12 protein-coding genes are annotated in these 11,981 nt (G+C 70.6%); 7 read left to right on the top strand and 5 right to left on the bottom strand.

Going from position 1 to position 11,981, the window contains the following annotated elements; all coding sequences use genetic code 11:
• Positions 1–14: 14 nt before the first annotated feature.
• Both LPA42_RS10820 and LPA42_RS10815 read right to left on the bottom strand, forming a co-directional pair.
• The gene (locus LPA42_RS10820) at positions 15–938 is read right to left on the bottom strand and encodes an RNA polymerase sigma-70 factor (RefSeq protein ID WP_228986523.1); all 924 of its coding nucleotides are present in this window, start codon (positions 936–938) and stop codon (positions 15–17) included.
• Positions 935–1,675 (bottom strand): SDR family oxidoreductase, encoded by a 741-nt coding sequence (locus LPA42_RS10815; RefSeq protein ID WP_077937559.1) that lies wholly within the window; start codon positions 1,673–1,675, stop codon positions 935–937. The genes LPA42_RS10820 and LPA42_RS10815 overlap by 4 nt, the downstream gene beginning before the upstream one ends.
• Positions 1,676–1,861: 186 nt before the next feature.
• On the opposite strand from LPA42_RS10815, the gene LPA42_RS10810 reads away from it, so the two are divergent.
• The 7 genes from LPA42_RS10810 to LPA42_RS10780 all read left to right on the top strand — a co-directional run bounded on the left by LPA42_RS10810 (position 1,862) and on the right by LPA42_RS10780 (position 7,950).
• On the top strand, positions 1,862–2,263 hold the full coding sequence (locus LPA42_RS10810) for a YbaB/EbfC family nucleoid-associated protein (protein ID WP_077937558.1): 402 nt from the start codon (positions 1,862–1,864) through the stop codon (positions 2,261–2,263).
• Complete coding sequence (locus tag LPA42_RS10805) at positions 2,250–2,570, top strand: type VII secretion target (protein ID WP_077937557.1); 321 nt, start codon at positions 2,250–2,252, stop codon at positions 2,568–2,570. The genes LPA42_RS10810 and LPA42_RS10805 overlap by 14 nt, the downstream gene beginning before the upstream one ends.
• On the top strand, positions 2,567–3,868 hold the full coding sequence (locus tag LPA42_RS10800; RefSeq protein ID WP_228986522.1) for a WXG100 family type VII secretion target: 1,302 nt from the start codon (positions 2,567–2,569) through the stop codon (positions 3,866–3,868). Before LPA42_RS10805 ends, LPA42_RS10800 begins: the two co-directional genes overlap by 4 nt.
• Positions 3,869–3,882: 14 nt before the next feature.
• Entirely contained in the window at positions 3,883–4,356 is a 474-nt protein-coding gene (locus LPA42_RS10795) for a hypothetical protein (protein WP_077937556.1), read from the top strand.
• A gap of 194 nt (positions 4,357–4,550) precedes the next feature.
• Entirely contained in the window at positions 4,551–4,694 is a 144-nt protein-coding gene (locus LPA42_RS10790) for a hypothetical protein (protein WP_228986521.1), read from the top strand.
• 334 nt (positions 4,695–5,028) lie between these two features.
• Positions 5,029–5,439: a hypothetical protein gene (locus LPA42_RS10785; protein ID WP_077937554.1), complete on the top strand. Its 411-nt coding sequence runs from the start codon at positions 5,029–5,031 to the stop codon at positions 5,437–5,439.
• Positions 5,440–5,499: 60 nt separating this feature from the next.
• Positions 5,500–7,950, top strand: coding sequence for a tetratricopeptide repeat protein (locus tag LPA42_RS10780; protein ID WP_077937553.1), 2,451 nt, complete (start codon positions 5,500–5,502; stop codon positions 7,948–7,950).
• 27 nt (positions 7,951–7,977) lie between these two features.
• On the opposite strand, the gene LPA42_RS10775 is transcribed toward LPA42_RS10780, so the two are convergent.
• The 3 genes from LPA42_RS10775 to LPA42_RS10765 all read right to left on the bottom strand — a co-directional run bounded on the left by LPA42_RS10775 (position 7,978) and on the right by LPA42_RS10765 (position 11,815).
• A complete protein-coding gene (locus LPA42_RS10775) occupies positions 7,978–8,931 on the bottom strand; it encodes a hypothetical protein (protein ID WP_077937552.1) in 954 nt (317 codons plus the stop codon).
• 28 nt (positions 8,932–8,959) lie between these two features.
• On the bottom strand, positions 8,960–9,151 hold the full coding sequence (locus tag LPA42_RS10770; protein ID WP_198956544.1) for a hypothetical protein: 192 nt from the start codon (positions 9,149–9,151) through the stop codon (positions 8,960–8,962).
• 144 nt (positions 9,152–9,295) lie between these two features.
• Positions 9,296–11,815: a DUF262 domain-containing protein gene (locus LPA42_RS10765; protein ID WP_077937551.1), complete on the bottom strand. Its 2,520-nt coding sequence runs from the start codon at positions 11,813–11,815 to the stop codon at positions 9,296–9,298.
• Positions 11,816–11,981: the final 166 nt, after the last annotated feature.

The following is an 11,981-nucleotide window of genomic DNA, read 5'->3' as shown; positions in this document are numbered from 1 at the left end:
GCGCGCTCTCGCCCTCAGCCGGCCCCGGCGAACCGCCGCAGCTTGTCCGGGTTCACCACGATGAGCACCCGCTCGACCCCCCGGTCGGAGCAGTCCAGGGCGACGAGGGACTGCGGGCTGCCGTCGGCGTTCGTCACCAGCAGCGAACCGCCGCCGTTGACCTCGACGAACCGGAACCCGGCGGTGTGCCAGTACTTGCGCAGGACGTTGTCCAGGAACGTGGTCACCCGCCCGACGCCGGCCAGCTCCTTGCGCGCGGCGTTGACCCGGCCGCCGCCGTCGGACCACGCCCGGACGTCCTCGGCGAGCAGCCGCTCCAGGGCGGCCACGTTGCCCTCCCGGGCGGCGTCGAGGAACGCCTCGACCAGCTCCCGCCGGCGCACCGGCGCCACGGGCGAGGGGCGCTGCGACGCCAGGTGCCGGCGCGCCCTGCTGACCAACTGCCGGGCGTTGACCTCGGAGGTGTCGAGCACCTCGCCGACCTGCCGGTGGGAGTAGTCGAACGCCTCGCGCAGCACGTACGCGGCCCGCTCGGTCGGCGTGAGCCGCTCCAGCAGCAACAGGACCGCCAAGTCCAGCGCCTCGGCCCGCTCCGCGCCCAGCGCCGGGTCGGCGCTGGTGTCCACCGGCTCAGGCAGCCACGGACCCACGTACCGCTCGCGGACTGCGCGCGCCGACGTGGCGGCGTTGATGGCCAGCCGGGTTGTCGTCGTGGTGAGGAACGCCGCCGGGTTGCGCACCGCCCCGCGTTCGGCCGACTGCCAGCGCAGCCACGCGTCCTGCACCACGTCCTCGGCCTCGGCGACGCTGCCCAGCATCCGGTAGGCGATGCCGAACAGGCGCGGCCGCACCGCCACGAACTCGGCCAGCCCGTCCCCGGGCCCCGCCGGGGACGGGACGGCCGTCGTCGCCGCGTTGTACGTCTCGTCGACCGTCACGGGGCCAATCTAGCCGGCGTCGCCGCCGCGCCCGTTTCGGCGGGCCCGAGCGGCACCAGCGAGTGTTCCCCCAGCGCCGCACCGAAGTACGTCGCACCCGGATCGGTCACCACCTCGCGGGAGTCGCCGCTCGCGGCGAGGACGGAGCGGCCCAGCTCGTCGAGGCGGAACCGTTCCGGGCCGGCGACCTCGACGACGCCGTCCACCGGCGCGCCGACGGCGACCTCCCGCAGCGCCGCGACCACGTCGTCGGCCGCCACGGGCTGGATGAACACCGGCGCGAGACGCACCACGTCGCCGTCACCGCCGGCGTCGACGATGGTCCGGACGAACTCGACGAACTGCGTCGCGCGCACGATCGAGTACGGGATGCCGGAGGCGACGACGAGTTCCTCCTGGGCGACCTTCGCCCGCATGTAACCGCTGTCGGGGATCCGGTCGACGCCGACGATCGACAGCACCACGTGGTGCCGCACGCCCGCCCCGGCCTCGGCGGCGAGGAGGTTGCCGGTCGAGGTCCGGAAGAACTCCAGCACGGGCGCGTCCTCGAACGAGGGCGAGTTCGACACGTCGACCACGACGTCCGCGCCGTCGAGCACCCCGGCCAGCCCCTCGCCGGTCAGGGTGTTCACCCCCGTCTTCGGGGACGCGGCGACGGCCTGGTGGCCCTCCCGGTCGAGCGCGGCCACGAGCCGGGAGCCGATGAGCCCGGTACCGCCGATGACGACGATCTTCATGATCGGATCACTTCCCTCCGCGTACGCGGCGCGGCGCGCCGCCCTGTCACCCGTACGACCGGGCAGCTCCCCGAACCGTGACAAGCGCCCGCGGGCCGCGGCGCGCGTCACCGGTCGGCGGCGGTGCGTGACGGGTTGCTACGGTGTGCGTGACGGTCACCGGTGTGTCCCTTGGGGAGGGTCGGCATGTGGGCGGACGAGGCCGCGCTGGACGCGGCGACCCGCCGGCTCGACGAGTGGGAGTCGTCGTTGGCCGACCGGGCCGCCAATGCGCGGGCGCTGTCGGCGCGGGTGCGGGCCCTGACCGGCACCGCCCACAGCCCCGACCGGGCGGTCGAGGTCACCGTCGACGCCACGGGTCTGCTGGTCGACCTGCGGCTCGACGAGCAGATCCGGCAGCACCCGGCGGCACACACCGCCCGGCAGATCGTCGCCACGACTCGGGCCGCGCACGCCGACCTGCTGCGGCAGCTCACCGAGGCGACCACGCAGACCCTCGGCGACGACGACCCGGCCGGGCGGGCCATCATCGACGGCCACCGGCGGCGGCTCGACCCCGGCCAGGGCCCGCCCGATGGCCGCCGGTGACGGCATCCGGGTCGACCCCGGCGACCTGACCGCCCACGCCGCCCACCTGGAACGCTGCGCCGGCAGCCTCGACACCGCCCGGCAGGCCGGGCAGCACGTCCGGCTGGACGCCGACGCGTACGGCCAACTGTGCGCGATCATGCCGGTGCTGCTCGACGCCCTCCAGCAGACCCTGGTCGGCGGCGTCGACGCCGCGGCCCGGTCGGTGCGCGACACCGCCACCAGGCTGCGCTCCGGCGCCGAGGGCTACCGCGCCGCCGACGCCCGCGCCGAGCAACGGTTCCATCGCGTACGAGACGCGCGGTGACCGGCAACCCGCTCGTCGCCGCCCCGCAGGACGCCGCCCCCAGCGCCTGGGTCGGCATCTGGATCTGCGAGGACATCGAGCTCATCGCGCAGGGCGTACGCGACGGCAGCTGGATCGACGGCAGCCTCGGCGTGGTCAGCGCCGGCCTCGACGCCCTCGCCTTCGTCTCCGACCCGGTCGGCGCCCTGCTGCAATACGGCATCGCCTGGCTCATCGAGCACGTCAAGCCCCTCAGCGAGGCGCTGGACTGGCTGGCCGGCGACCCGGCGCAGATCACCGCGCACGCCCAGACCTGGCGCAACGTCGCCGCGTCGCTGCGCGACGACGCCGCCGAGCTGACCCACGCCGTACGCACCGAGGTCGCCGGCTGGGGCGGCGACGCCGGCCCCGCCTACCGGTCCTGGGCCGCCGGGCAGCACCAGGCGATCGGCGGCCTCGCCCAGGCCGCCGACACCCTGGCCGCCATCACCGAGGGCGCCGCCGGCCTCGTCGCCGCCGTCCGGCTCCTGGTCCGCGACGCCATCGCCACCTGCGTCTCCCGCCTTATCGTGTACGCGGGAGAACTCGTCGCCACCGCCGGCCTCGCCACGCCGGTGGTCGTGGAGCAGGTCACCACGACGGTGGCGTCGTGGGCGGCGCGGATCGCCCGGCTGCTACGCGGGCTACTGGCCAGCCTGCGGCGGCTGATGCCGCAGATCCGGCGGCTCGGCGAGCTCATCGAGAAGCTGAGGGAGGCACTGGGGCGGCTCTTCTCCCACAACCGACCGGACACTCCGGGACGGCCGTCGGCCGGGTCACCAGGTTCCTACGACAGCAAGCACACGCCAAGGGCTCCCGACTTCGATCCTGGTAGCCACCGTGGCCCCCTCGGGGACGACTTCAGCCCCGGGGTAACTGACCCTCGGGGGTTGTTCGAGCTGAAGGAACGGGCGGTCGCCGACCGTCTCGCCGACGATGGCGATATGGTGCACCCGCGGGAACGCATCGACGATGTGCACAAGTTGAAGAACCCGGATGCCATGGTGCGGTCCGGTCCTGACGATCCGGGTGTGGTAACGGAGTTCAAGACTCTCGTGGGCAGCGGCAGCACAAGCGTCCGCCGCAATATCCTTGAGGCTGCGGAGCAGACAGGAGCCGACGGAGTCGCCGTGCTCGACGGACGCAACGTCGGTTTGACGGAGGAGGACGCACGCCGTGGCTACGGACGCGCCGCCGGACAAGCTCGGGCACACGACCAGCAGATGCCGGCAACCGTACGGATCATCCTTGGCGACAACCGCATCCTCAATCTTCCCTAGGAGCCGGGCGGGCAATGTCGAGCTTTGAGCATGTATTCATCCGCACCCAGCTGGGATCCGCAGACCTGGCGGCGGAGCTCTCTGCGCTTCTGAGCCTTGAACTCACTCATGACGACGAGGGCGGCGTCTACCTCAGCAGGTCGGCCTCGGACGGACGGCCCGGCATCGTCGGCGGAAAGCTCTACCGCAACCGCTACGGGTACCCGCTCAACGATCCCGAGGAGGAGTCGCTCATCGACGGATACGACCTCGTCTGGGACATCGGCTACAGTCGCCGTGAGGGGAACGTGCAGCTCGATGAGGCGCGGCGGTTGTTCGAGGAGATCACAGCAAAAGGCTACTGGCCGGTTGTCCTACTCCAAGGACTGGATCTTCTCCTTGCATGCTGGGACGTTCGCAGCGGCTACCAGGAGTTCCCGCCGGGGACGTCCCCCGACGTCGATCATCGAGCCCTGTGGGCGCCTTATCGCCAGCCTCCTCGGATCTGATCTCGCCAGATGGCTGGCCTCATCGTGCTGAAGCCCGACGCAGCAGGCACGGTCTGATCGACGTGATAAACGAGGGATTAGGCGTTCAAGGTTCGGAGAACAGTGACGTGGGCATGATGGTGACCGCTCGCCGGGTTGGCGTCCCTGCTACTGAGATACGTTAACAATTCGGGTTGGAGGGCAGATTCGACCGAATGCTCACGATCGATACACACACCCTGGAGGCGCGCGTCGAGGACGGCGACTTCAATCCAGCAGCCAGCGCCATCACCGCGAAGATCGTCAACGGGTGGCGTACCGCAGGCGCGTTTCCGGAGCGAATGACGTTCGCCAGCTAACCCGGTCAGGCCAGGATTGTCTTGTCGATGGCAACCTATGATGAATGGCTGGACGCGTATGACAACGTCTACCGCACCCTGCCAGCAACATCGGACCTGCAATGCCCGAACTGCGCCCACCGGACGCTTCGCCTCGTCTTCACCGGGCCACCCGGAGCTGGATACGGCTACGCCTCGTTTTGGTGTGACACCTGTCTGGAGGGCATCCATCTTTCCAGGGTGGCCATCCCGGAGGGGACTCCTGCGCGCTCCCTCGAAGCGCCGGCCGGGGAACGCGGACAGGACCTCCCCAACTATCGGCTGGTCACGTAGCCCTGACGGAAGCAGGTCACCGATGAGGACGGTGGGGTTCTTTCGGGAACTCGGCCCGGACCCGGTCGAGGTCTATGCCGAGAGCATCCATGCCCACCTGACCCCCGATCCACTCCCCGACACCGGTCGCGTGACCAACTACCTGCGCAACGGGCACGGTCTGATCGACGTGATGGGCGCGGAGCTGGACGTTCTCGGCAGCGGCCGACACCTCGTCGGCGGGGCGTCGGTCATGACCGACGGCGAATGGATCTGGCGCGACGACCTCCGGTTCTACGTGGACACCTACCCCGTACGCCTCTCGGGCGACTTCCTCACCTCCATCCGCGCGAGCGACTATCACGTCCCTGACCTTTGGATCAGAGGTCTTCGCGCGGCAGGCAGGAAAGCGATGCGCATCCTTGGCTACCATCGGCCGCCGGTCGCGCGCTGAATCAGCGGCCCGCCGGCCACGGGCTGCCGTTCATTGACGGGGGCACGTATCCTGGCGGTAATGTTCGCGCGCTGGGGCCGGTGGCCGGTGTTTGTCGCGGCGATCAGCGTTGTCCTGCTGGCGGCGGGGCTGTTCGCCTGGTCGCTGGTGGCCGACGGCAAGCCACGGATCGTGGTCGTCTCGTCCGTGCTCGCGACGCTGGCGATGGCGGCCATGACGCCGCTCGTGTCCAGGATCTGGCGGTCCGACGCAGGGCCGCGTGCCGTCAGCGTGGCGGGGCGTCCCGGCTTCGTCACGGCACCGTCCGGGTGTCGGTTGCCCAGGGTACGGGAGGCCGCAGCGCTCGCCTGCGGGGTGCACCGGGCCGCGAGCGTGGTCGACGCGGGAGCGGACGGGACGCCGGGGCCGCTGTTGCCGGAGGTGCCACCGTACGTTCCCCGTGATGTGGACCACCGACTGGACGAGGCACTGCGGGCGGGCGGCCTGGTGGTGGTCGAGGGCGTGCCGGCGGCGGGTAAGACGCGCGCCGCGTTCGAGGCGATGCGCCGGGTCATGCCGGGGCACCAGTTGCTGATCCCGCAGGACCGCGATGCCCGGGCGTTGCACGCGCTGGCCGAGCGGGGCCGGCCGCTGCGGCGCAGCGTCGTCTGGCTGGACGACCTGGAACGTTATCTGGGCCCCGAGGGCATCAGCGAGCAGACCCTCGACGTCCTGCGGCCGCCCGGCCGTACGGACGTGGTGCTGCTGGCCACGCTGCGGCCGGAAGCCCTGCGGTCCATCCGGCCCGCGACAGGCAGCGGCGGGCAGGAGCTTCGCGGGAACCGGGTCGAGGCGGTGCTGCGCCGGGCAGCGGTCATCCGGATGCCGGGCCGATTCAGCGAGACCGAGCGGACCCGGGCCCTGGCGTACCGGTCGGACCCGCGCATCGCCGCCGCTGTCGCGCAGGAAGCCGCGGGCGAGGCGGGGTTCGCGGAACATCTCGCCGCAGCCCCGGCGATCCTGGCCCGCTGGCTGCAAGCCCGCGATGGAGCATATCCCCTCGCCGCTGCGCTGGTGACCGCTGCGGTGGACTGCCGCCGGATCGGCTACCACCACCCGGTGACCGGGGATCTGCTGGCCGGGCTGACCACGCACTATCCCGATCGGCGGCCAGCCGACGACCACGACGTGCCTGCCGACCAACTCCGGGACGCGCTCGGCTGGGCCACCGAGCCGGTGCTGGGTGCCAGCGGCTGCCTGACCGTGCACCGCAACTCGACGTACCTGGCCTTCGACTACCTCGTCGACCAGGTCCAGCGCGACATCGATGCGCTGGCCCCACCGGCGGAGATCTGGGACGCGGTCATGCCGCTGCTCGACGAAGCGGACCCGGCGCTGGCGACCATCGCGGCGTCCGCGCACCGGCGCGGTCACGTCGAGATCGCCACCCGGGCGTGGCGGCGCGCGGCCGAGGCCGGTAACCCGATGGCCATGTACTACACGGCGGTGCTGGCCAGCAACCGGGGCGACAGGGTCGAGGCAGGGCACTGGTACGAGAGGGTCGAGCAGACGGACAGCCCGATCGAGCTACGCGAGCTGGGAGCCGCCGCGTGGCGGGCCGGCGACCGGCAGCTGGCGACACGATGGTTGACCCGGGCGGCCGAAGCCGGGGACCGGGAGGCGATGTATAACCTGGTGCTGCGCTGGCGGGAGTGGCCGCGCCGCACCATGATGGCGTCCTGGTCGGACCGCTCGGACCAGGAGGCGACGTACTGGCTGCGCCGCGCCGCCGAGGCCGGGCACCCGGCGGCGATGTACCGGTTCGGTGTCTATCTCGACAAGACCGGCAAGCCGGAGCAGGCCGAGACGTGGCGCACCCGGGTCGAAGCCGTGACGGAGCCGGCGGCGTTGGCCGAGGTCGGTCACGCGGCGCAGGAGGCGAACGACCACGACAACGCCATCCGCTGGTTGCGGCGCGCGGCGGAACACGGCAACGGTGAAGCGATGTGGCACCTGGGGGAAACCTACCTCGACCGGTACGAGTCGCGATGGCGGGAGGCCGACGACCTGGACGAGGCCAAACGGTGGTTCCGGGCCGCCGCGAACGCCGGCCAGTGGATCGCGATGTTCAACCTGGCCTGGCTGCAGAGCAAGTACGGCGACCTGTCGGAAGCCGAGTACTGGTGGAAGCGGTGCGCCCAACTCGGCGATCACAACGCGATGCGCAGTCTCAGCATCCTCGCCGCCGACCGGGGGGACCTGCAGGCGGCCCGCCAGTGGCTGGAGCGGTCGGCGGGCCGGGGCAACCGGCGGGCCATGATCAAGCTTGCCGACCAGGCCGACGAGCGGGGCGACGCCGCCGAGGCCGAACGGTGGGACCGGCTGCTGGCCGGCCAGCGGGCTGACGACATCGACCGGGCCTCGCTGCGGGACATCCGCGAAGCACAGCGCTTCCGGATCGGCTGGTCGCAGCTGGTCAACTCGAGAACGGAGCATCCGGAGCCGCTCGACGCGCCCGTTCTCCGACGGTAACCGCCCATCCCATCCCAGGCCTGATCGCTACCCGGGCCGCCGGCGAAACCGTTCGTTGACGTCGCGACCGTCGGGCAACACGTCCGCGAGCCGGATCCGAACATTGGCCCGAACCACTTCGGTGCCCCTTCCGAACGACGTCGGCATCCGCCAGGTGCGCCACTTCCGCAACGGCACCTTTCGCCGCTTGAGGATCGCCTCGGCGGCGATGGCGTCGGCGTGGCGGCCCTCGATGACCTCGATCAGCTCCGCACCCGCCCGCAGATGCTGCCGTATCCGGGGCTCGTTGCCGACCCCGAACTTCAGCAACCCGCGATGCCTGACCACGTACAGCAGGTAGGGCGTATCCCGCAGTGCGGCGAACGACCGGTCGTCCGGCTCCGGCGGGCACTGCGGGCAGGATCGGCCGCGGAGCCGCTGCCAGGACCCGCACCGATCATGGACGCCCCACATCCCGTGTGATGACGTTGCGTTCCGTTCGACGTGCCACGGCAGCCCGCAGACGTCCCCGGCCACGTCCGTCCAACCGTCACGGCGACGTCGATCGAGTTCCTCGCCGAGGGCCACGGCAGCCCGGAACTCCGCAGCGGCCCGTACGGGAATGGCATCCGCCGCCGGCAGGCCGGCGAACCGGCGCACCTGGTCCGCCAGGGCGGGCTCGTGCGGGAGCCTGGCGAGTAGTTGCTCGCCGGCCACGAGCGCCTGGCCGGCGGTGCGCTCGTCGAGGCAGACGTGGCAACGGGTCCGCCAGCCCGTACGGCAGACCCGGTAGGTGCCGCAGCTCCGGCACCGATGGAGGTCCACGCCGCTGTCATCGGGCAGGACACCGAGCGGCTCCATCTGGTCTGCGACGAGGGCGGCGCACGGATAGCAGTGGGCGAACCACGCGATGTCCGGACCGCGACCGCGCGAGCCCGCCCGGCCGGAGACGGCTTCGCCGCAGTTGCCGCAGGCGAGCGCAGCGGTCTGACCGGTTCTCATGCTATTCCCTCCGGATCGGGGCGGAGCCCTACCGTTGCTCGGCGGCCAACGGCAGGAGCGGGCTGGGCGCCTTGCTCCACGACACGTGCAGCGCTTCCCGGGCGCGGGGAGCCGCGACGAAGAGCAGGCAGCGTTCGCGCAGCAGGTCGCTGTCGTGCTGCGCCTGGTCGACCTCGCTGGGCGTGACCTCCTTGGTGAAGGGGACCGCCTTCGCCGTCACCCCCACCACCGCAACGCCGCACAACTGCAGGTGAGCAGCACGCGGCTGTCGGACGTACAGGAAAGGAGGTGTTTGACCCGGTGCAGCGCGACCACCGTCTTGCCGGTGCCGGCCCGCCCGTCACCTGCGCCGGCCCCTCGAGTGTCACGCCACCGGTCGCGTCGCCCGTTGATAGAACCAGCCGAGCTGCTCGATCAGCTTCTCGCGGGCCTCAGCCTTGGCGAGGAGCTCCAGAGGGAATCCGGGGCGCAGGGCGAGCTTGGCGGCGGCGATCCGCACGCCCGGCAAATCGTTCAACCGCTGGCGGAACTCCTCGCGGAGCGTGATGTCGTCGAACGGCGGCCGGGTGCTCAGGTGCTGGAACACGATCTCGAACTTTCCACTCGGGTAGATCGTCGCAGGCCAGATGTTGCCGAGTTCGTGGTCCTTTCCGCGTGCCATGAGGAAGCACGATGTCTCACCACCCGAGCCGTAGAACAGCATGCCGCCCATTCGGGTCCAGGCTTCCAACACGGTGACCGTGCCGTGCGCCACCTGCGTGTCCTGAAGGTCCGTCAGCTGCTCGACAAACCGGTCGTCGAGCAGGTCGTTGCGGCGGGACCGTGGTCGCAGTAGCTGCCCAGAGGCGTCGTGCTGTGCCATGCCGGCGAGCTGGGCCAACTCCTCGACGTTGATCCGTTGCGCCTGGCTGGCCCGGCCATGCTTGTCGAACTCGACGCCCTCCGCGCTCAGCAGGTCGCGCGGGTCGTCGCTGCGGGACGGGTCGAGCCACCGGATGCTCGGCGACGGGGTGCCCTCGGCCTGGAGTACCCGGTGCGCGTTCGGGGCCGGGTGGTTGGCCAGGCGTGCACCGACCGGCACAGGGTGGCTCCCGATCAGCGCGGCCACGTCCCCGTACGAAGTCCAAGAGCCGGCGGGCAGCGCCGCGAGCGCCTTGTTCATGACGTCCCAGGGCACCTCGGACCGGTTGCCGGCTTCCTCGGTGGGGCCCGGCCAGTGCGCAATGATCCGCTCGGCGAGGGCATCGGCGCGGGCGTGGATCTCGGGACGACCCCAGCGCTTCTGCTCGGCGATCTCTCGGTTGAGCGAGATCCCGCTCTTGCCGAGCTGGGCTCGCTTCACCAGGAACGAGCTGTTGCTCAACTCGGCGTTGTAGCCGGTGAGAGTCAGGTTCCCCAGCGTGTGGACCAGCGCCTCGTGCACCTCGGCGAAGCTCTCCTCACCCTGCAAGTCCTCGCCCAACGCCTGCCGCCACTCGGTGGTGGGACTCTGCGGCAGCACGTGTTCGATGGTCAGCGAGTTCGGGGCCACCGGCTCCTTGCTGCCGTACGACTCCTCCAGCCACTGGAGCACCAGCTTGCGCTGGGTGGCACGGCCGTTGAGGTAGAACGGGATGGTCCGCACCGCCTCGCGGATGCTGGCATCGGCGGCGTAATACTTCCGGCCGACGGACAGGTATGCCCGCACCGCCTCGTCGACCGGCAGGTCCGCCCGCATGTCGGTCACGATGCGCAGCAGGATCCGGTTGATGCTCGCGGTGGCCCGGCCGATCAGGAGACGCCTGACGAAGTAGCTCTCGACGTACAGCATGGCCGAGGCGATCTGCTCGGAGGTCGCCGTACCCTGCTTGCGGCGGTCCAGCAGGTGCAGCAGCAGCGGCAACACGGTGGTCGTGTCCCAGGCGTTGAGCCGGGCCAACCGCCGCCGCACCTCCGGGTCGCCCTCCTCCTCGGGGTGCAGAATGAGCCGCAGCAGTGCGCCGAGCCGGCAGAACCGGCGCACCTCGGCCTCGATTTCCGCTTCGGTGTGCAGCCCGTTGAGCCGCTTCTGCTGGCCGGTGTAGGTGTCGGTCTGCTTGACCTCGGGGTTGCGCTGCACCAGATCGAGCCAGAACAACTGCTCGAGCTCGCCGGAGTTCAGCTGCTCCTGAAGGGGGAACCAGAGCGAGTCGTAGACGGCCTCGCCGCGATTGGGTAGCCGCATGAACAGGTAGTTTCGCAGCAGGTCGGCCTGGTTGAGCTTGAGGCCGGTGTTGTTCAGAGACTCGAAGATCCGGTAGACGTTGTCGCCGTTCTGCGCGACGACGGAGACCAACGCCATCCCCGAGATGACCGCATCCTCGATATGCTCGATGTCCAGCGGACCGTCCGGGTCGTTGGCGCTGAGCTGCGCCACGAAGAATCGGTACGCGGCACCGACCCGGTCGCTTCCGCCTGCCTGCGGCGTCGCGTCCAGGCACGCCTGGTACGCGGCGAGATCGGCCTGCGTGGGTACGACCTTCAGCCGGTGGGCGGGCTTCCACTTGTTGATCAGGTATTCCTGGTCGATGCGGTCCCGGTGGCCCGGATCCTCGTGCTGGGCCCGGTGGTCCCGCAGCGCGCAGAGCAGGATGGAGAGGGTGGTCAGCCGCTGCTGACCGTCCACCACCAGGAACTCGGAGACGCCCGCCGGGCCGTTGGTGGGGCTGGGTGCCAGCACCAGCGAGCCGATGAAGTGCGTGAGACTCGAATCGTCCGCCCGCTCCTCGGCCAGCTTGCGGATGTCCTCCCACAGCCGGCCAAGCTGGGATTCCGTCCACGAGTACGTCCGCTGGTACAGCGGAACCCGATACTGCTTCGCGCCCTCCAGCAGCTCTCGCAGCGTCGTCTCGTGTGCGGCGACCATGCAATCCGCTCCTCTTCTGCTTGGGAATTCTCCGACCCGGCAGGACGGACCGTCCACTGCGGGCAGAGCAGCTCACGATAGGCGGGATCCCCTGAAACGCCACCTGGTCGCGGTGTCAACAATGCGACAAACCCGTCGCGGCGAAGGCGGACATTCCCGATGCATG

This window comes from Micromonospora sp. DH13 (assembly GCF_020873825.1).
GTDB classification, from domain to species: domain Bacteria; phylum Actinomycetota; class Actinomycetes; order Mycobacteriales; family Micromonosporaceae; genus Micromonospora; species Micromonospora haikouensis.
This window is presented reverse-complemented; position numbering and strand designations above follow the sequence as displayed.